Source organism: Streptomyces sp. NPDC037288 (assembly GCF_055603265.1).
In genome coordinates this window covers 98,079-117,237 of the sequence record NZ_JBVJVY010000030.1, presented here as the reverse complement: position 1 = coordinate 117,237, position 19,159 = coordinate 98,079, and the positions used below count along the sequence as shown (strand labels likewise).

Annotated in this window: 14 protein-coding genes and 2 pseudogenes; 9 read left to right on the top strand and 7 right to left on the bottom strand. The window is 73.2% G+C overall.

Annotated elements, in window-relative coordinates:
- Nucleotides 1-234: 234 nt before the first annotated feature.
- Nucleotides 235-1,176, bottom strand: a complete 942-nt coding sequence (locus ACZ7GZ_RS29075; RefSeq protein WP_471028674.1) for an AraC family transcriptional regulator — start codon at nt 1,174-1,176, stop codon at nt 235-237.
- A gap of 82 nt (nt 1,177-1,258) precedes the next feature.
- Here ACZ7GZ_RS29075 and ACZ7GZ_RS29070 point away from each other — a divergent pair, with 82 nt between their 5' ends.
- On the top strand, nt 1,259-2,089 hold the full coding sequence (locus tag ACZ7GZ_RS29070) for an NAD(P)H-binding protein (RefSeq protein ID WP_471028673.1): 831 nt from the start codon (nt 1,259-1,261) through the stop codon (nt 2,087-2,089).
- Between the two features lie 203 nt (nt 2,090-2,292).
- Nucleotides 2,293-2,538, top strand: a complete 246-nt coding sequence (locus ACZ7GZ_RS29065) for a hypothetical protein (protein WP_471028681.1) — start codon at nt 2,293-2,295, stop codon at nt 2,536-2,538.
- A gap of 115 nt (nt 2,539-2,653) precedes the next feature.
- Here the strand turns inward: ACZ7GZ_RS29065 and ACZ7GZ_RS29060 are convergent.
- A pseudogene (locus tag ACZ7GZ_RS29060) lies at nt 2,654-2,932 on the bottom strand (zinc-binding dehydrogenase); the annotation flags it as partial.
- A gap of 362 nt (nt 2,933-3,294) precedes the next feature.
- Here ACZ7GZ_RS29060 and ACZ7GZ_RS29055 point away from each other — a divergent pair.
- The 3 genes from ACZ7GZ_RS29055 to ACZ7GZ_RS29045 are packed head-to-tail and all read left to right on the top strand — an operon-like array spanning nt 3,295 to nt 5,777.
- The gene (locus ACZ7GZ_RS29055) at nt 3,295-4,245 is read left to right on the top strand and encodes a hypothetical protein (protein WP_471028672.1); all 951 of its coding nucleotides are present in this window, start codon (nt 3,295-3,297) and stop codon (nt 4,243-4,245) included.
- A gap of 31 nt (nt 4,246-4,276) precedes the next feature.
- Nucleotides 4,277-4,933 (top strand): hypothetical protein, encoded by a 657-nt coding sequence (locus tag ACZ7GZ_RS29050; protein ID WP_471028671.1) that lies wholly within the window; start codon nt 4,277-4,279, stop codon nt 4,931-4,933.
- Nucleotides 4,917-5,777, top strand: coding sequence for an inositol monophosphatase family protein (locus ACZ7GZ_RS29045; protein ID WP_471028669.1), 861 nt, complete (start codon nt 4,917-4,919; stop codon nt 5,775-5,777). The genes ACZ7GZ_RS29050 and ACZ7GZ_RS29045 overlap by 17 nt, the downstream gene beginning before the upstream one ends.
- A 123-nt stretch (nt 5,778-5,900) precedes the next feature.
- Here the strand turns inward: ACZ7GZ_RS29045 and ACZ7GZ_RS29040 are convergent, their stop codons facing one another.
- Nucleotides 5,901-6,695 (bottom strand): hypothetical protein, encoded by a 795-nt coding sequence (locus tag ACZ7GZ_RS29040; RefSeq protein WP_471028667.1) that lies wholly within the window; start codon nt 6,693-6,695, stop codon nt 5,901-5,903.
- 468 nt (nt 6,696-7,163) lie between these two features.
- Nucleotides 7,164-8,447, bottom strand: a complete 1,284-nt coding sequence (locus ACZ7GZ_RS29035) for an ArsB/NhaD family transporter (protein WP_471028665.1) — start codon at nt 8,445-8,447, stop codon at nt 7,164-7,166.
- Between the two features lie 101 nt (nt 8,448-8,548).
- Here ACZ7GZ_RS29035 and ACZ7GZ_RS29030 point away from each other — a divergent pair, with 101 nt between their 5' ends.
- On the top strand, nt 8,549-14,419 hold the full coding sequence (locus ACZ7GZ_RS29030; RefSeq protein WP_471028664.1) for a WD40 domain-containing protein: 5,871 nt from the start codon (nt 8,549-8,551) through the stop codon (nt 14,417-14,419).
- Nucleotides 14,420-14,474: 55 nt separating this feature from the next.
- The gene (locus tag ACZ7GZ_RS29025) at nt 14,475-14,975 is read left to right on the top strand and encodes a hypothetical protein (RefSeq protein WP_471028662.1); all 501 of its coding nucleotides are present in this window, start codon (nt 14,475-14,477) and stop codon (nt 14,973-14,975) included.
- A 171-nt stretch (nt 14,976-15,146) separates the two neighbouring features.
- Here the strand turns inward: ACZ7GZ_RS29025 and ACZ7GZ_RS29020 are convergent, their stop codons facing one another.
- Both ACZ7GZ_RS29020 and ACZ7GZ_RS29015 read right to left on the bottom strand, forming a co-directional pair.
- Complete coding sequence (locus tag ACZ7GZ_RS29020) at nt 15,147-15,833, bottom strand: glycerophosphodiester phosphodiesterase (protein ID WP_471028661.1); 687 nt, start codon at nt 15,831-15,833, stop codon at nt 15,147-15,149.
- Between the two features lie 19 nt (nt 15,834-15,852).
- A pseudogene (locus tag ACZ7GZ_RS29015) lies at nt 15,853-16,978 on the bottom strand (adenosine deaminase).
- Between the two features lie 174 nt (nt 16,979-17,152).
- Here ACZ7GZ_RS29015 and ACZ7GZ_RS29010 point away from each other — a divergent pair.
- Both ACZ7GZ_RS29010 and ACZ7GZ_RS29005 read left to right on the top strand, forming a co-directional pair.
- A complete protein-coding gene (locus tag ACZ7GZ_RS29010) occupies nt 17,153-17,875 on the top strand; it encodes a DUF4190 domain-containing protein (protein WP_471028659.1) in 723 nt (240 codons plus the stop codon).
- A 108-nt stretch (nt 17,876-17,983) separates the two neighbouring features.
- Nucleotides 17,984-18,433 (top strand): DUF4190 domain-containing protein, encoded by a 450-nt coding sequence (locus ACZ7GZ_RS29005; RefSeq protein WP_471028657.1) that lies wholly within the window; start codon nt 17,984-17,986, stop codon nt 18,431-18,433.
- 69 nt (nt 18,434-18,502) lie between these two features.
- Here ACZ7GZ_RS29005 and ACZ7GZ_RS29000 read toward each other — a convergent pair whose 3' ends face one another.
- Complete coding sequence (locus tag ACZ7GZ_RS29000; RefSeq protein ID WP_471028656.1) at nt 18,503-19,066, bottom strand: NADAR family protein; 564 nt, start codon at nt 19,064-19,066, stop codon at nt 18,503-18,505.
- Nucleotides 19,067-19,159 lie beyond the last annotated feature (93 nt).

Genomic DNA, 19,159 nt, shown 5'->3' with positions numbered 1-19,159 from the left:
CCCCCCCCCCCCCCCCCCCCCCCCCCCCCCCCCCCCCCCCCCCCCCCCCCCCCCCCCCCCCCCCCCCCCCCCCCCCCCCCCCCCCCCCCCCCGCGACCGTGGTCCTGGTCAGCGGCGTCGCGCCACCGGGCAGAGCGGTCGTGGCAGTCTGCCGGGCCCCTGACTCCTCGGGCACCTCCCGCCGTTGGGCTGCCGGTGCGGTGCGGTGCGGTGCGGTGCGGTGCGGTGCGGCGGTCAAGGGCCCTGACGGCGCCAGGCCGAGGGGCTCATGCCCCGGGCGCGCTTGAACGCCACACTGAAGGCGAAGGGGTCGTCGTATCCCACCTCATGGGCCACGGCAGCGACGGTCGCCTCCGTGTTGCGGAGCAGGTCCGCCCCCAACGTCATCCGCCAGCCGGTGAGGTAGGCGATCGGGGGCTCACCGACGAGTGCGGTGAAACGAGCGGCGAACGAGGCGCGGGACATGCCGGCTCGGGCGGCCAACCCGGCGACCGTCCAGCGCCGGCCGGGATCCTCATGCAGCAGGCGCAGGGCCTCGCCGACCGCGGGATCGCCCAGCGCCCGGTACCAGGCGGGCGCTCTCGCCGGTCCGGCGCACCATGTACGCAACGCCAGCACGAGCACGAGGTCCAGCGCCCGGTCGAGGACGGCGTCCTGCCCCGGTTCGTCGCGGGTGACCTCGGTGGCGAGGAGATCGAGTGCTGCCCGGGTCGCGGGCCCGGAGGGCACGACCGCCACCGGTGGGAGCATGCCCAGCAGACGGTCGCCCACGTCCCCGCGGAGTTCGTAGGCGCCCCGGAGCATGATCGTGGCCCCGGGCGAACCGTCGCCGTAGGTACGCGGGCCCAGGCTCCGGACCGTGCCCGCCGCGTCGTGGTGACCGTCCACGATGTGTTTGTGCTGCCCGTGGATCACGACCTGAGGCGGGGTGGAGGGGTCGTCGGCGATCGTGTGTCGGCCGGATCCGGTGATCAGGGCGATGTCACCCGCACCGAGGCGTACGGGCGCGGTGCCCGCCTCGTCGAACCGGACGCAGGCGTGGCCGGCGAGCGTGGTCACGACCGTGAGCGGTGGGGTGTCGGCGAAGGCCAGCGACCACGGGGGGCACCGGATCAGCTGCCTGACCGACGCGTTCCTGGCACGGGCCCGGTGCAGCAGATCGCTCAGGACATCCACAGCCCCACGTTAGACGAACACAAAGGTGGTTTCGACGTTCTCCCATGGAACGTCCACGCGCCCCTGGAGTTGTCTGGGCGGCATGAAAACCATCCTCGTCCTCGGCGGCACCGGCAAGACCGGCAGCCGCATCGTCCGGTGTCTGAAGACCGCCGGACGGCCCGTCCGCACGGCGTCCCGCACCGGCGGCGACATCCCCTTCGACCTGGACGACCCAACGACTTGGGGGCCCGCGCTCGACGGGGTCACCGCTGCCTACCTCGTGGAGCCCGACCTGCGGATGAGCACGGACCGTCAGGCGCGCGTCCCCCGGTTCGTGACCGAGGCGGTGGCCGCGGGCGTGCGGCGGTTGGTACTGCTGTCCGCCCCGCGCGCCGCTGAAAGGGACCACCCCCTGTATGCCGCCGAGCAGGCCGTGTGCGGCTCCGGCGCCGACTGGACCGTCCTGCGCCCGAACTGGTTCTCGCAGAACTTCAGCGAGGGACCCTGGCTGCCTGGAATCCTCGCCGGAACCCTGGCGCTGCCCACGGGTGACGGGCGTACGCCCTTCATCGACGCCGAGGACATCGCCGAGGTCGCCGCATCCGCGCTGACCGAAGACCGGCACAGCGGCCAGACCTACGAGCTGACCGGTCCACGGGCCATCGGCTTCGGCGAAGCCACGCACCTCATCGCCCAGGCAACCGGGCGTACGATCCATCACGTCGACGTCGATCCGGACACCTTCGTCCGGCGCCAGGTCGCAGCCGGCGCCTCACCCGATGTCGCGCGGCTGCTCGTCGACGTCCTCACGACGGTCGGCCGCGGTTCTGGTGCCGCGCTCCGCGACGGTGTGGAACGAGCCCTCGGCCGACCGCCCCGGTCTTTCGAGGACTTCGTGACCGAAGCTGTCGCCACAGGCCACTGGACCTGAAGTTCCCCCGGCACGGGCCCACCCACGGTGAGTGCTCGGCACGCTTCGACGGCGTCGAGGGCCTGCCCGGCGTTCGGCTCCGGCGTGTTCCAGGCAGATGATGCTGCACGCCGGAGCCGATGCGGCCGCCGGCGCGATCAGCGTGCCGGTGATCCGGCGGGCGGTCTCCCGTACGAAGGCAGCGTCACGGACGGAGCACCGGCTTGCCCTTCGTGCGGCGTGCCGGCAGGTCCTCGTGGGCGTCGCGGGCGCGCGAGGTCGAACTCCGCGCCGGCCAGCGGGCGCAGACGTCGCCGCGCCGTGAGCCGGACCAGCTCCTCGAGCGCGGCGCCACCGGCCCGTCCCGGGCGATGAGGGGGATGAGCCGGAAGCCGGCGGCGGTGCGGCTCCCCAGCGCGAGACGGCTGGGCGCGACGGCGGAAGCGGCCTGCCGGGACGAGGCACCGTAGGCGACCAGTCGCCCGAGATGGCCGAGGGTGTCCGGAGCGGAGTCGGGGACCGGGCCGCCGACGGCGTCCAGGACGTGTCGACCGGCCGTCCGTGATGGGCGTCGAGGACGCGCTCCCGACAGCCCTCCGCGTCGCCGTCGGCCGTGTCGTCCGCACCGAGTTCGAGGGCGAAGGCACGCTTCTCCGCGGACGATGCCGTGGCGATGACGCGCCCCGCCCCGAACTCCCGGGCCAACTGGACGGCGAGACTGCCCGTTCCGCCCGCGGCGGCGCGCACCACCACGCTCTCGCCGGGCCGTATCCGGGCGACCGAACGCAACAGACGCCACGCCGTCAGCCCCTGGACCCCACCCGGTCCGCCGGCCGGGTCCACCCCGTCCACGCCTACGCCCATGTCCCGCACGGATACGACGGCGACGCGGCCGAAGCCGTCATCGGCCAGTTCGAACGCTTCGCCCCGGGCACCCGGGACCGCATCGTCGGCCTGCGCACCACCACACCCGCCGACTTCGCCGCCGCCAACCCCAACCTCGCCGGCGGCGACATCACCACCGGAGCAGCCGCCGCCGCACTGCGCCACCTCGGCAGCGCACCGCGCCGGTGACGGCTGCCCGGCCCAGCAGGTGCCGCACCGGGACGCCTGGTGGGCGAGGGCCGGAGGCGACCTGAACTCCACGGTGTTCACGGCTGATTGATGCATGGTTGACGACGTGCCCGTGCTCCTACGATGGAAGCCACCGTCGGGGGAGGGTGGACGTGACGCGCAGTACACCGCAGGGTGCCGGGCGCCGGCTGGAGGACGGGATCGCGTGGGCGGTCCGGAACGCCGACGGGATCGTGGCGATCGTCGTCGCCGTGGTCGTCGGGCTCATGGACGTCCTCAACAACAACATGGACAGCAACATCGTCTCCGGCGCCACCCTGCTCGTCCTCGCGGCGCTGGTGTACGGCGGGCTCACCGAGCGCCGCCGGCGGCTGGCCGACATCCGGGCCGCGGCCGCCGGGACCAGCCGGGCCATCGAGGACCTGGCGATGGTGCGCACGCTGTCCGGCGCCGAGGTCGCGCTCGCGCACGAGCGGGCCCGGCGCGCCACCACCCGCTGGGTGTTCAAGGGCGGCACCGGCACCTATCTGCGCGCCGTCACGCTGCCCGAGTGCGTGCTGGAGGCACAGCGTCAGCGGCGCTCGCTCAGCATGAAGATCGACATCATCAACCCGGCCGACGACCAGGTGTGCACCGCGTACGCCCGTTTCCGGAGCACGTTCGGCGGCGGCTTCGGTGAGTGGACCGTCGAGCGCACCCGCAAGGAGGCGTACGCCACCGTCGTCGCCGCGAGCTGGCACCGGCAGCGGCTGGACACCCTGGAGATCGACGTCCACCTCTCCTCGGTGGCACCGGCCCTGCGCTTCGACCTCTCGGACACCTGCCTGATCATCACCCAGGACGACCCGAGCCGGGTCAGCCTGTACGTGGAGCGGGACCGGCCGCTCTACGACTACTACGTCACCGAGCTGCACCAGAGCCGCGAACAGGCGGTCAAGCTCGATCTGCGCGAGGCCGTCCCGCTCGCCGAGGAGCCGACCGTCGACGAGGTCAGACGCCTGCTCGACCGGCTCGGCCTGCCTCTTCCGTCGAGCTTCACCGATCGTGACGTCGGCGACATCATCGACAAGGCGCTGCGCGCGGAGAACCCGTACCGCAGGTGAGCGTCGTGTTCCGGCCAAGGGGGGAAGGAACATGGACTACCCGGCCCTGGAACGGGCCGCCCGGCGGCACGCCACCGCCGAGCTGATACGACACGCCACAGCGGAACTGGACCGGATCGCCTCGGGCCGCCGCGCCCTGCGCGCTGTGCGCCATCCGCTGGGGTTCGTCTGCTTCCCCGTGCTGCGCGACGGCGGCGACGGCGTCTGCGTCCACGTCTTCCGCACACCGGAGGCGGTGCCCGACCGGGCCGCCCCCCAAGTGCACTGCCACAGCTGGGACCTGACCAGCACCGTGCTGTACGGCCGGCTCGGCAACCGGCGCATGCACGTCGAGGAAGACCCCGGCGCGGCCACCCACCGCGTCTTCGAGGTGCTCAGCGACCCCTCGGGCGTGGACGAACTGCGGCCCACCGAGCGGCTGGTGCGCTGCCGGCCCGGCGCCGAGCACACCAGCGCGCCCGGCCAGACCTACGCCCTCCCGGCGGGTGAATTCCACACCACCGTGGTCCCGGACGACCGTCCCACCGCCACCCTGGTGCTGGGGCGGACCCTGCCCGGCCGGGTGGACCTCTCGCTGGGCCCGCTGTCCGCACCGGGGCACCGCATGGTCCGCAGCACGTGCGACGCGACCCAGACCGCCCGGATCGCTCGGGCCGCCCTCAGGAGGATCCATGAGCCCGAACCCTGACCCCGGCTACAGCACCGAGCACCGCACGGCCGTGACCGCCGCCGAGGAGGCCGGGGCGCTGCTGCGGTCCCGCTTCCCCGACGGTTTCACCGCCGCCCGCCCCAAGGGCCGACTCGGCGACGTCGTCACCGACCTGGACCTGGCCGCAGAGCAGATCGTCGTCGGCCGGATCCGCGACCGCTTCCCGCACGACCGCATCCTGGCCGAGGAGTCCGGCGAACTCACCGGCGACGGCGGCGGCCGCACCTGGCTCGTCGATCCCCTCGACGGCAGCAACAACGTGGTCATCGGGCTGGCGGTCTACGTCGTCGGCATCGCGCTGTGCGTCGACGACACCCCCGTCGTGGGGGTCGTCCACGATCCGGTGACCGGCCGTACGTGGTCCGCCCTGCGGGGTGGTGGGGCGCGGGGTCCGGACGGGCGGCTCGCCGTGGCCGCGCAGTACCGCCCGCATCCGGCCGCCGGGCCCCTGCTGGCCTGGACCCAGGGTCACGGCGTCTTGCGCGACGACCCCGTGGCCTGCGCCCTGCGGCACACCCTCGAACTCCGCTCCCGGCGCCTGCTCCAGCTCTGGGCACCCCTGGTGGCCTGGGCGATGCTGGCACGCGGCGACATCGACGGCTTCGTCGGCTACCGCGCGGAGGCGATCGACCTGCCCGCCGGTGCGCTGCTCGCCCGCGAGGCGGGCATCGCCCTGCGGCACCTCGACGGCGCGGAGTTCTCCGGTGGCTTCGGCGGCCCTGACACCGGGCGCTCCTTCGTCGCGGGGCGCCCGGAGCTGCTGCCGGACCTGCTGGACCTCGTCAGCTCGTTCTCCCCCGGCTCCGGCCACCGTCCTCGATGACCTCGACTCCCCCGAGCTCTGTGTGCGGTCGAGAACCGCGGCCGGTGGCGGTTCCCGCTGGACGCGAGGAAAGGGCCCGCGCCAGGCGGGCCCTCGGGACTGATCCAGACGAAACCCTGGAGGTCAGCCGACCTTGCCCGGTGCCAGGACGTCGGCGAGACGCCTGGTCTCGATGCCGCCGCAGTCGTACTGCACGTTCTGCACGAGGAACGGGTCCCGGGCGGCCTCGTGGTTGCCCAGGCGGAGGGCGATGTCGCGGGCGACCTGGTCACCCTCGCTCTGCGGCAGACGGAGCCACTCGCCGCACGTCTTGACCGTGACACCGGCGAGCGGGTCGTGGGTGCTCTCGGTGGTGGTGGGGGAGCCGCTGTCGGAGCCGTCGGCCTGCTTGGCCTTGGCGTGGTTGACCAGCAGGACGACGAGCGCGAGCACGACCAGTCCGACGACGATGAACACCGCCGGTCCGGCGCCCTTGTGGGTGGTCTTGTTGCGGACGCTGTTGTTCTGGCGGACGTCCCGGCCGGCGATCGTGTTCCCGTCGCCGGCGATGCCGCCGTTCGTGGCGATGCGTCCGCCGCTCCCGGCGATGTTGGAGTTGGTCACGTCACCGGTGTTGACGCTGTTGTCGCTCACGGCGGGCCTCGACAGGGAGGTGAGCAGGGACTGGAAAGTGGCTTCCGCGTCAGGGTGGGCGGCGGCGTAAGCCCGGAGGAGCTGGTTGAGCTGGCGTCGCGCGGTGCCCTCGTCTCCGCGCAGGACGGCCGCGCGTTGGCCGTCGAGAGTGCCCGCGATCTTGTCACGCTCGGCAGTGGTGTTCGCCATGGAGCGGGCGATGCCGGCGCGGACGGCGGCCCATCCGTCGGCTGCCATCGCGTGGATGATCCCGGACTCGATACTTCCGAGGACGTCGAGGTCCATGTGCTGTCCCTTCGGTCCGCCAAGGGGCGGAGTCGTGCGGCGGGTCTCTCACGGCTATCAGTTTTCCGAAGGTTTGAGAATTCGCTGCCGATCATTTGTGAGCGAACCCACAATTAGGCCCTCCGTTAACGATTAGTAGGGCGTCATACATCTTTCAGAGAAAGGCTCCAATGGTGAGGAGCTTCGCTTGTGCCCATCCGACGATCGGCCTCGTTTTAGATGTACTGCGCTTTTCGGTCAGGCATATTCGCGCAATGGTGATGGCCCAGGTCAGCGCCTGGATCTTGGCCGGATCCAGGCCGGTAAGCGCACCCTTGGTTTAGACATGCACTGCCATTTAATGCCCGGTTCTCCGGCTTGGCATGAGCATATAAAGCGAGGTTTCGGTCGTCCGCCCCGGGCTGCCGCCATTTCAGGCGCCTCACGGCACGGAAAAAGCAGGAATTCCTGCTTCCGTTACCGTCCCGCCTAGCGCGTCAGCGCCAAGGCGATCACCGACGCGACCGCCGCCGCCGTCGCCAGTACCGCGCCGGTCCCCATCAACCGGCGGACCGGCACCCGGACCCCGTACGCGTGGCAGCGCTCGTACCACAGCAGCGTGGCCAGGGACGCCCACGGGGTGATCACCGGCCCGGCGTTCGTGCCGACCAGCAGGGCCAGCAGCTGGTCATGGTTGCCGACCGGAACGGCCGCCTCCCCGGCCAGGTAGACCGGCAGGTTGTTGAGCGCGTTGGACAGGCCGCCGCCGACCGCCGCCGCGCGGAACAGGCCGAGCGTGCCGCCGTCGGTGCCGACCGCCGAGGCCAGCAGGTGGTGCAGCCCGTGCGCGTCGAACGTCTCGACCACCAGGAACATGCCGGGGACCATCACCAGCAGCCGCCAAGGGACGAGCGACGGCCGGAGAACGGACCGCTGCCGCACCCCGAACGCCGCCACGGCGACGAGCGCGGCCGTCGCGGAGGCCATCCACAGCGGTACGTCGGCGACCAGGATGGCGAGCAGAAAGCCGGCGCAGGCGAGCGCGCAGGCGCGGAAGAGCACCGGATCGGCCGGGCGGTGCGCAGCCGGTGGCACATAGCGGTCGGCGGCGTCCGCGCGTACGTCGTCGGCGCGAGCCGCACCCGGCCCCGACACCGGTACGGCCGCCCTCAGGCCGAACCGGTCCACCACAGGCCCCCCACGCCGCCCCCGCCGCCAGAAGAACAGCCACAAACAAGCCATCGTCACCGCCAGCGCGGCGAGCTGCGGCGCCCACATCCGTGCCGCCAGACCCAGCGGTGACAGCGCCACCCGGTTGGCGGCCAGCAGGTTCGTCAGGTTGGACACCGGCAGCAGCAGGCTCGCCGTGTTGGCGAGCCACACCGTGGTCATCGCCAGCGGCACCGGCGCGATACCCACCCGGGAGGCGAGCGCCAGCATCACCGGGGTCAGCAGGACGGCCGTCGTGTCCAGGTTCAGGGCGATGGTCGTGACCGCGGCGAACAGCACGCACAGTAGGAACAGCAACGCGTAACTGCCCCGCCCCGCCCGTGCCACCCGCGCCGCCACCACGTCGAACACCTCGGCCCTGCTGGTCAGTTCGGCCAGCACGATGACCGTGCCCAGGAAGGCGAGGAGCGGGGCGATGCGTGACATCGCGTCGGACGCGGACCCCGCCGGCAGCAATCCCGTGGCCACGCACAGCAGTCCGGTCACCAGCAGACCGATCGCCACCCGGTCGAGGACATGCAGACGCAGCAGTAAGGCACGCACGGTTGGAAGGGTCGCACGTTTGTACGTCGCTGTGACCAGGGCGTCGTCGAACGCCTGGAAACGACCGGTATCAGCCTCTCTTTTCACGGCATCATCAATACATGGTGGCTCGTCAGAACGCCCCGGGGGACAGCACCGGGCCATTGGACTTCTTCATCAGTTACTCGCCGGCCGACGAACGCTGGGCGTCCTGGATCGCCTGGACCCTGGAGGAGGCCGGATACCGCACGGTCCTGCAGGCCTGGGACTTCGTGCCGGGCACGAACTTCGTGGACTTCATGGACCGGGGGGTGAGCGAGTCCGCCGCCGTCATCGCCGTACTGTCGCGGAACTACGAGCGGTCCCGGTACGGGCGGATGGAGTGGCAGGCCGCGTTGCGGGCGGATCCGGACGCGCCGGAGCGGCGGCTGATCACCGTGCGGGTCGAGGACATCCCGGTGGAGGGGCTGCTGGCCACCATCACCTACGTGGACCTGGTGCCGGTCGCCGATGCGCGGGCGGCGCGGGAGCTGCTGCTCGCCCGGGTCCGTCAGGCCCTCGACGGGCGGGCCAGACCCAGTCTGCCGCCCGGTTACCCGGGGGCGAACGGCCACGCCGTACCGTCCGCCCCGGCCGCTCCGGGTCCCGGGCGCCCGCTCGGCGGGCCGGGGTGGGCGGGGCGGCGCAGGCCCGCCGCGCCGCCGTCGTATCCGCGCCTGCCCGCAGCGGCCGGCGAGCGGGAGGCGGTCACCGTGCTCCAGCTGGCCGGGCCCGCCTTCGGCCGCGGGCAGGACCCCGCCGAGTTGCAGGCGGCGATCTGGGGCGACCTGGTCGAGCTGGCGGATGCCGGGGCGCCCGCCCCGGACCTGCTGGTGGTCACCGGCGATCTGACCGCCTCCGGCAGCCGGCGCGAGTTCGAGCAGGCCCTCGCCTTCCTCACCGGGATGCGGGCCCTGCTCGGGCTCGAACCGCACCGGGTCGCCCTCGTCCCGGGCGGCCAGGACGTCAACCAGGCGGCCTGCCAGGCCTACTTCAGCACCTGCGAGGCGGACGAGATGCCGCCCCGGCCGCCGTACTGGCCCAAGTGGCGGCACTTCGCACGGCTGTTCCAGGAGCTGTACCAGGGGCTGGACGTCGTCTTCGACAGTGATCAGCCGTGGACCCTCTTTCCCGTGCCGGAGCTGCACACGGTGGTCGCGGGGCTGAACTCGTCCATGGCCTACAGCCACCGGCGTGACGACCAGTACGGGCTGATCGGGCGCGAGCAGGCCGCCTGGTTCGCGCAGGCGCTGCGGCCCCATGAGACCGAGGGGTGGCTGAGGATCGGCGTCGTACGGCACTCGCCGGGTGTCGCACGGCCCGCCGCCCCCGGTCTCCGCCGGGCCGGTACGCCGGGCACGGCAGCCCTGGACGGCGCCGGGCCGCTGCGGGACACCGATGTGCTGACCCGGCTGACCGCTCCCCGGCTGCACCTGCTGCTGCACGGCCCGGCCGACGCCGGTGCGCTGCCCGCGCTCACCACCGCCTCCGGCGAGGTGCCGGTGATCGGCGCCGTCGGGCCCGGCCGGCACCAGTTGCTGCGGGTCGGCCGGGAGGGACTGGCCGTCTGGGACGGGCCGCGGGACCCGCAGCGAAGGCCGGTCCGGTGGCTCCGGGCCCACCGCGCCTTCGGCGCCCCCGGGGGTCCCGGGGCATCCGGGGACGGCACGCCCGGCGCGGACCCCGTGCCCCCCGCCGGCCGGAACGGCCTCCCCGAGCCCGAGCCGGAGCCGCGCGCCCTGACGAGCCCGGTGGAGATACTGCTCGCCCGGGTCGCCGAGGTGTGCCGCACCCGCCACGAGGGCGCCCAGATCCGCCAGGTCGACGGGCCGCTGCCGCAACTGCTGGTCACCTGGACCCAGTCCGGCTTCGTCCGGCAGCAGCGCGTGGCCGTGCACACCGGCACCCCGACCACGCAGGACGTCGACCGGTTCGTGGCCCTCGTGCACGCCGCCGACGCCGAGACCGAGGCCGAACTCGTCCACGACGGCCCGCCGCCCGCCCGCGAACTGCGCGACGCCGCCCGCCGCCGGGGCGTGCGCGTGCGCAGCTTCACCGAGTTCCAGGGTCTGCTGGACCTGCGCGGATACGTCGGCGCGCAGAGCGAGCGGCTGCGCACCGACCCGCGCTACCCGCCGGGCATGTACCTGCCGCAGCGGTACCGCGAGGTGGAACGCCTCGACGCCGAGGACCGCGACGGGCTCGTCGACGAGATGCTGCGGCTGCTCGACTCCGACCAGGGGCGCTTCCTGCTGCTGCTCGGCGACTTCGGGCACGGCAAGACCTTCGCGCTGCGCGAGCTGGCCCGCCGCGTCCCCGCCGAACTACCGCATCTGGTCCCCCTGTTGGTGGAACTGCACGCGCTGGACCGGGCGTACTCGTTCGAGGGGCTGGTCGCCGCGCACCTCGCCGCCCACGGCGTCGACAACATCGACCTGCGGGCCTTCAGGTACATGCTCCAGCAGGGGCGGATCGTGCTGCTCTTCGACGGCTTCGACGAACTCGTCAACCAGGTCACCTACGACCGCGCCGCCGAGCGTCTGCAGGTGCTGCTGGACTCGGCCGTGGACAGCGCCAAGATCGTGGTCTCCAGCCGCACCCAGCACTTCCGCTCACAGGGCCAGGTGCTGACCGCGCTCGGCGAACGCGTCGGCCTGCTCCCGCACCGCCGGGTCCTGGCCGTCCAGGAGTTCAGCCCGCAGCAGATCCGCGCCTACCTGGTCAACCGCTACGACGGCGACGAACGCGCCGCCGACCACCGGCTGCGGCTGCTGGACGCCGTCCCCGACCTGCTCGCCCTGTGCCGCAACCCCCGGCTGCTCGGCTTCGTCGCCGACCTCGACGACGACCGGCTGCGGGCGGTCGCCGGCGCCGGGCGCGCCCTCAGCCCCGCCGGGCTGTACGAGGAGGTCCTCACCGCCTGGCTGGGCTTCGAGGCCCAGCGGGGCAGCGGCAGCCCCGGCCGGGCACCCGGGCTCTCCCTGGACCAGCTGTGGCACGCGGTCACCGCGCTCGCCCTGCGGCTGTGGGAGAGCGGGCAGGACTCGCTGCGGCTGGACGAGCTGACCGATGTCGCCGAGACCCTGAGCGGGCTCGCGGGCGACCGGATGTCGGTGCCGCAGACCGCGCACGCCATCGGCTCCGGCAGCCTGCTGGTGCGCAGTGACGACGGCGTGTTCCGGTTCATCCACGGCTCGGTGGTGGAGTGGCTCGTCGCCCGGGAGTGCGCCCGCGGGCTCACCGAAGGCGACAGCGCCCTGCTGGGGCGGCGCCAGCTCAGCCAGCTGGCGGTCGAGTTCCTGTGCGACCTCGCCGACCACCGGGTCTGCCAGGCGTGGGCCGAGCGGGAGCTGTCCGGCACTGCCGGGGACGCCTCGCCGGACGCCGGCCACGCCAACGCGGTGAAGATCCTCAGCCGGCTCCGCGTGCCCGCGCACACCGATCTGCGCGGTGCCGCCCTGGCCGGGGAGGACCTGTCCCACCGCGACTTCTCCGGCGTCGATCTGACCCGCGCCGACCTCACCGACGCCCGGCTGGTCGGCGCCAGCCTCTCCGGCGCCGTCCTGCGCGGCGCCCGGCTGACCGGCGCCCGGCTGGACGGCGCCGATCTGACGGGGGCCGACCTGCGCGGCGCCGACCTCAGGCGGGCCCGGCTGATCGGCACCGACCTGACCGGTGCCCGGGTGGACGGCGGCCGGTGGCGGCGGGCGGCGCTGATCTCGGCGACCACCGGGCCGCTGGCGCGAACCCCGGAACTCCAGGGGGCCGCGATCGCGCCCGGCATGGCCGTCGACTCCGGCTTCCGGCCCTCCACGGTCGGGGTGCCGTACGGCTACGAGGCCCGCGTCCGGCTGCCCGAGCCCATCTCCTACAGCCCCGACGGCGAACTGCTCGCCGTGGGCAGCGAGGACGGCGGTGTCCTGGTCTGTGACGCCGCCACCGGCATCGCCCTGCGCACCCTGCAGGGGCACACCGGCCGGGTGTACGCCGTCAAGTTCCGCGAACGCGTGCTGGCCACCGGCAGCTCCGACGGGACCGTACGGCTGTGGGACCCGGTCTCCGGCCGCTGCCTGCACCGGCTGGAGATCCACCCGAACGGCGTGTGGCCCCTCGCCCTGGACACCGACGGCTCGCGCCTGGCCACCGGCGACGCCGACGGCGTGGTCACCCTCTGGGACACCGCCTCCGGCACCCCGCTGCACCGGCTGCCCGGACACGCGGCGCCCGTCTACACCGTCGCCTTCGGACCCGGCGACGCCACCCTGGTCACCGGGGACGCCTCCACCGTCGTACGGCTGTGGGACCTGGCCACCGGGCGGCGGACCGGGGAGCTGCCCGGTCACCACGGGGTGGTGTACCGGGCGCGGTTCAGCCCGGACGGCACCCTGCTGGCCACCGCCGACCGCGGCGACGAGGGGCACGGCGGCACGGTGCGGGTGTGGGACTTCGCCACCGGGACGCCGCGCCATGTGTTCACCGGGCACTCCGGCCGCGTCTACACCCTGGACTTCCACCCCGGCGGCGCCCTGCTGGTCAGCGGCGACACCAACGGGGAGGTGCGGCTGTGGGACCTGGCGGCGGGACGCTCGGCCGGGTTGCTCGGCGGCTGCCGCGGGGCCGTGTACCAGGTGCTGTTCGACCCCGACGGGACCCTGCTCGCCGCCGGGGACAGCGCCGGGGTGGTCCGGCTGTGGCGGATCGACCCGGCGGCCGAGCCGGTCGCGGCGCCGCTGAGCCGGCAGCCCGCCGAGCACCGCGGCTCGGTGTGGGTGTGCAAGTTCCGCCCGCACGGCGACACCCCGGCGCCGGGCTCCGGCACGTTGCTGGTGACCGGCGGCAACGACGACGTCGTACGGCTGTGGGAGCCGGCCGCCGGGCAAGGCCGGCGGATCCTGCGCGGCCACGGGCGGCGCATCGGCACCCTGTCGTTCAGCGCCGACGGCTCGATGCTGGCGGCCGGCGGCAACGACGGCGTGGTGCGGGTGTGGCACTCGGCCTCCGGCCGGCGGCTGCGCGAACTGACCGGGCAGAGCGACCGCCTGGTCTCCGCGGTGTTCGGGCCCGCGGGCCCGCTGCTGGCCACCGCGAGCAGTGACGGCGACGTCTATCTGTGGAACGCGGCCACCGGCGAGTACCAGCGCGAACTGGACGTGGAGACCGACCATGTGTGGGCGGAGGCGTTCAGCACCGACGGTGAACTGCTGGCCACCGCCAACGACGACGACACGGTACGGCTGTGGTACCGGGCCACCGGAGCGCATGTCGCCACCATCGGCGAGCACTACGGGCGGGTCCGTGCGATCGACTTCCGGTCCGACGGCGCCGTCCTGGCCACCGGCTGCGACGACCGCAAGGTGCGGATCTGGGACGTGGACGGACACCGGATCACCGCCGAACTCGACGGCCACACCGACCGGGTGTACGCGGTGGCCTTCGCCCCCGACGGCTCCTGGCTGGCCAGCGCCTCGTGGGACGGTACGGCGGTGATCTGGAAAGACGGCGAGACCGACCACCGGCTGACGGGCCACACCGGCAAGCTCTGGACCGCGGCCGTCCATCCGCTGCGCCCGCTGCTGGCGACGGCGGGCGACGACCGCACCGTCCGTCTGTGGAACCCGGACACCGGCGAGCAGACGGCTGTGCTGACGGGCCACACCGGCCGGATCCTCGCGGTGGCGTTCAGCCCCGACGGCTCCCTGCTGGCCAGTGGCGGCGAGGACGGCACGGTACGGCTGTGGAACGTCCCCGCCGACGCTCCGGCCACCCTGCGGGTCACCCTGGTCGGCCTGCCCGGCGGCTGGGCGGCCCTGGCCCCGTCCGGCGGCTACAAGTACGAGGGAGACGTCACCGGCGAGTTCTGGCACGCGGTCGGCATGTGCCGCTTCGAACCGGGCGAGCTGGACGGGCATCTGCCGGGCGTGTGGCAGGTGCCGCTGGACGACCGGCTGGGGTGACCGCAGGGAGCGGGGCGGTTTTGAACGCGTTCAAACGCAGGCGTACGCTCCTCCCATGAGCGACAGAGCCGCCCTGCTCAAGGGCATTCGCGTCTGGCTGGCCCTCTTCGTCGTGTGCCTCGTGCTCAGCGGGGCCACGGCCTTCCCCCTGGTGCACGAACTGCGCTGGACGGACAGCGCGTTGCGGGCGCTGTCCGCGCCGGAGCACCTGCCGGGGCTGACGGCCTGGATCGCACGGGTACGGGACGGACTCGACACCGCCGACGCGGACTACCCGTTCCTGCTCTACGGCACCGACTGGCTGGCCTTCGCCCACCTCGTCATCGCGGTCGCCTTCTACGGCCCGTACCGCGACCCGGTGCGCAACATCTGGGTCGTCGAGTTCGGGATGATCGCCTGCGCCGGCATCATCCCCCTCGCCCTCGTCTGCGGTCCGATCCGCGGGATCCCCTTCTGGTGGAGCGTGATCGACATGTCCTTCGGGGTGTTCGGGGTGATCCCGCTGTACGCCGTACGCAAGAAGATCAAGCGGCTGGAGGCGCTCACCGCCGCCTGACTCACCTGCTGGCAGCCGTGGTGGTGCGGGGCGCGGACGGGCGGGCCGGTTGCTCCGGCCCCGGTTCCGGCCCGCGGGCGCTCCCGGTGCAGAAAACCGACCCCGCCGCCACCGGCATGGGAAGTCCGGCCGTGGGCTTTGCCGTCCTGCCGGCCGGCACCCAGCAGATGCCTAGCCGCCGTTGCGCAGGGCGTGCAGGGCGTCGATCCGGTTCGTGGTGATCGAGTCGACGCCCAGGTCCAGCAGGCGGCCCATCGCGCGGCGGGTGTCCGGGGTCCACACGGACAGCAGGTGCCCGTCATGGTGCACGCGGGCCGCCAGCTCCCGGCTCACCAGCGAGAAACGGTAGTTGAGCCAGCGCGGGCGGACCACGTCGAGCAGCACGGGCCGGGGCGGGGCGAGGGTCGTCCAGGTCAGGGCGATCTCGGCGGCCGGGTCGGCGGCGCGGACGGCGAGCATCGCCTCGGCGCCCGCGCAGTAGTAGACGCGCTCCCGGGCCCCGCTCAGCCGGACCACGTCCATGACCCGGTCCACCATCCGCCGGTCGGGCCGCCCGCACAGGTCCACCATCACCCGGCAGTCGCCGGTCGCGGCCAGCGCCTGCGCGAGCGTCGGCACACCGCCCGCGGTGAGCCCGCGCAGCTCCTCCGCGGACAGCGCGCCGAGCGGCCGTTCGACTTCCCACAGCCGCGCGAGCGTCGCGTCGTGCAGCAGCACGGGGACACCGTCGCGGGTGAGCCGTACGTCGATCTCGACCGCGTCCGCGCCCTGGTCGAGCGCGGAACGCAGCGAGTCGACGGTGTTCTCGCGGAAGCGGTAGGGGTCGCCGCGGTGGGCCACGGCGGTCACGGTCTGCATGCCCCCCATTGTGGTGGGCTCAGGAGGCGAGCCAGGTGCTGGTGTACGTGTCGATCTCCGCCGCGATCCGGGCCTTGCCCGCGGCGTCCAGGAAGGACGCCTCCACCGCGTTCCTGGCGAGACCGGCGAGGCCCCGCTCGTCCAGGTCCAGCAGCCGGGCGGCCACCGCGTACTCGTTGTTGAGGTCGGTGCCGAACATCGGCGGGTCGTCGGAGTTGATCGTGACCGGCACCCCTGCCCGCACGAACTCCTTGATCGGGTGCTCGTCCAGGGTGCGGACCGCGCGGGTGGCGATGTTGGAGGTCGGGCAGACCTCCAGCGGGACGCGGTGCTCGGCGAGATGCGCGAGCAGCTTCGGGTCCTGCGCGGAGCTGGTGCCGTGCCCGATCCGCTCCGCGCGCAGCTCGTTCAGCGCGTCCCACACCGTCTCCGGGCCGGTCGTCTCACCGGCGTGCGGCACGGAGTGCAGGCCGGCGGCGATGGCCCGGTCGAAGTACGGCTTGAACTGCGGCCGGGGTACGCCGATCTCGGGCCCGCCGAGCCCGAACGACACGAGCCCCTCGGGGCGGATCCGGTCGTCGGTGGCGAGCCGTGCCGTCTCCTCGGCGGACTCGAGGCCGGCCTCACCGGGGATGTCGAAGCACCACCGCAGCACGGTCCCGAACTCGGCCTCCGCCGCCTTGCGGGCGTCCTCGATCGCCGCCATGAACGCCAGCTCGTCGATGCCGCGCCGGGTCGAGGAGAAGGGCGTGATGGTCAGCTCGGCGTACCGCACCTGCTGCCGGGCCAGGTCGCGGGCCACCTCGTAGGTGAGCAGCCGGACGTCCTCCGGGGTGCGGATGAGGTCCACGACCGACAGGTACACGTCGATGAAGTGCGCGAAGTCGGTGAAGGTGAAGAAGTCGACCAGGGCTTCGGGGTCGGAGGGCACCTTGGAGTCGGGGTGGCGGGCGGCCAGTTCCGAGACGATGCGCGGGGAGGCGGAGCCGACGTGGTGGACGTGCAGTTCGGCCTTGGGCAGCCCGGCGATGAAGGCCCGCAGGTCGCGGTCGGCCGTGCCGGCGGCGGGTACGGAGCTGCTGTCGGTCATGGGGTCCTCCCCGGACAAGGCGCCGGCGGCCCGGTGCGGGCGAGGCGCGGGTGATCGGCTGATCGGTGGCACGGACGACATCGTAGGCGGGCGGCGGGTGCGGGCCGGCCGGCGGAGGGGCGGTGCGGCGGGCGGCCGCACCGCGTGCCCTGGGTGCACCCGATGGGACCGGGCCGCAGTGGTGCGGCGGCGAGGCCTTAGCATGGCGGCACGAACGACCGAGGGGGACATGCCCGTGAGTGACGGAGCGCAGCCGAGCGGCGCCTCAGGGGGCGACTACAACCTGTGGGCGCCGCCCGAGCACCGGCCTTCGCTGGAGAAGAAGCCGTCCGGCGCGGAGGCTCAGCCGCCCGTGCAGCCGCCGTCCGTGCACGACCAGGCCACCATGGCCTCCCTGCAGACCGACGGCTTCGCCCCGCCCGCGTCTCCCCCCGGCTTCGCACCACCGGCCGCCGCCTCCGGGTTCGGTGTGCCGGGCACGGCCCCGGTGGGCGGCGAGGCGGTACCGCCCCCGCCGATCGCGCCCTCGGGCCCCGGCATACCCGCACCGCCCGCTGCCGGCGGCTACGGCTATCCCGGCTACCCCGCGGGCTACGGCTGGCCCGGCATGCCGATGGCCCCGCAGAACGGCATGGGTACCGCTGCGATGGTGCTCGGCATCCTCTCCCTGTGCCTGTTCTGCATGTACGGCGTGGTCTCGGTGGTGCTGGGCATCCTCGCGGTGGTCTTCGGCGTCAAGGGCCGCCGGCGGGCCGATCGCGGCGAGGCCACCAACCACGGCCAGGCCCAGGCGGGCCTGATCATGGGCGTCATCGGCATCGTGCTCGGCATCGCCGTGATCGTCCTGCTCGCGATCGGTATCACCGCCGCCATCCACGAGGGCAGCACGCACTCCGACCCGTACGACGACTCCGCCCGCAGCGTCTCGGTGACGGTGGCCGCCGACCGCTGAATCCGCCGGGCCGCGGCTCTTCCGGCACCCGTAGGCCGGGAACCCGCTCCCTCTCCTGCGCGCGGCCATTACGATGCCTTGATCGTCAAACGGAGGGGAACCCACTTCATGTCCCACATCAACCCGGAACCTGGTGGTTTCGGCCAGCCCGCCCCGCAACAGGCACCGGGATACGGATACCCGCAGCAGCCCGGGCCCGGCTACGGCCACCCCCAGTCGGGGCCGTCCTACCCGGCCGCGCCGCCCGCGGCCTACCCGCAGGCCCCCGGCTATGCGATGCCGATGCAGCCGAGCAACGGCATGGGCACCGCGGGACTCGTGCTGGGCATCATCGGGGTGGTCTGCAGCCTGACCATCGCGATGGAGATCCTCGGGATGATCCTGGGCATCCTGGCGATCATCTTCGGTGCCGTGGGCCGGGGCAAGGCCAACCGGGGTGAGGCCACCAACAAGGGAGCGGCGACCGCCGGTCTCGTCTGCGGCATCATCGCCACCGTGCTCCTGCCGGTGTTGGTCTTCGCGTTCTTCGCCAGCATCTTCAGCGTCGGCACGTTCTGACGGTCCCGGCGGACCGGGAGGAGACGCGGGGGGCCGGGCATCAGGCCGGGCCCCCCGGCTTCCGGCCGCTCAGGCCCCCGCGCCCGACAACCGCTCCCGCGCCGCCATCAGCGCAAACCCCAGCAGGTTCGGCCCCCGCCACCGCTCCGGATCCATGGCCGCCGCGTCGTCCGCCGCGAGGCCGATGCCCCATATGCGGTCCACGGGACTCGCCTCCACCAGCACCCGGTCGCCGGTGCCCAGCAGGAACTCGCGCAGATCGTCGTCCGACGCGAACTTGTGGACACTGCCCTCGACCACGATCCCGAAGCGCTCACGCTCCCACACCGCCTCGTCGAAGCCCCGGACCAGCCGCCCCGCCTTCTTGGCCTGAGAAGGATGCTCCGCGGCCAGAACCCGGCGCTCCGCCTCCGGGTCCCCGAACAGCCGCGCCTTGCCGGCCATCATCCAGTGCTCGGCCGTCGCGTACTCCACGCCGTCCACCACGAACGGTGACGGCCACCACTGGCTCAGACAGCTCGCGCCGATCCTGCCGTCCGGCCGCGGCCGGTGCCCCCAGAAGTGCAGGTACTTGATCCGGGCCCCTGCCCGGACCTCGCTGATCAGGGCTTCCACCCCGTCGATCTTCCCCATGCACGCGAGTCTGGCACGTACCACTGACACTCCGTCCGGCCTTTCCCCGCCGGACTCGACACCTGGTCGACAGATTCCGTCGCGTAACCAAAA

Bases quoted from the DNA above. Each gene is read 5' to 3' on its own strand.
- ACZ7GZ_RS29070 (WP_471028673.1), top strand. From the start codon at position 1,259: ATGAAAACCATCCTCGTCCTCGGCGGCACCGGCAAGACCGGCAGCCGC.
- ACZ7GZ_RS29050 (WP_471028671.1), top strand. From the start codon at position 4,277: ATGGACTACCCGGCCCTGGAACGGGCCGCCCGGCGGCACGCCACCGCC.
- ACZ7GZ_RS29045 (WP_471028669.1), top strand. From the start codon at position 4,917: ATGAGCCCGAACCCTGACCCCGGCTACAGCACCGAGCACCGCACGGCC.
- ACZ7GZ_RS29040 (WP_471028667.1), bottom strand. From the start codon at position 6,695: ATGGACCTCGACGTCCTCGGAAGTATCGAGTCCGGGATCATCCACGCG.
- ACZ7GZ_RS29030 (WP_471028664.1), top strand. From the start codon at position 8,549: ATGGTGGCTCGTCAGAACGCCCCGGGGGACAGCACCGGGCCATTGGAC.
- ACZ7GZ_RS29025 (WP_471028662.1), top strand. From the start codon at position 14,475: ATGAGCGACAGAGCCGCCCTGCTCAAGGGCATTCGCGTCTGGCTGGCC.
- ACZ7GZ_RS29020 (WP_471028661.1), bottom strand. From the start codon at position 15,833: ATGCAGACCGTGACCGCCGTGGCCCACCGCGGCGACCCCTACCGCTTC.
- ACZ7GZ_RS29010 (WP_471028659.1), top strand. From the start codon at position 17,153: ATGCCCGTGAGTGACGGAGCGCAGCCGAGCGGCGCCTCAGGGGGCGAC.
- ACZ7GZ_RS29005 (WP_471028657.1), top strand. From the start codon at position 17,984: ATGTCCCACATCAACCCGGAACCTGGTGGTTTCGGCCAGCCCGCCCCG.
- ACZ7GZ_RS29000 (WP_471028656.1), bottom strand. From the start codon at position 19,066: ATGGGGAAGATCGACGGGGTGGAAGCCCTGATCAGCGAGGTCCGGGCA.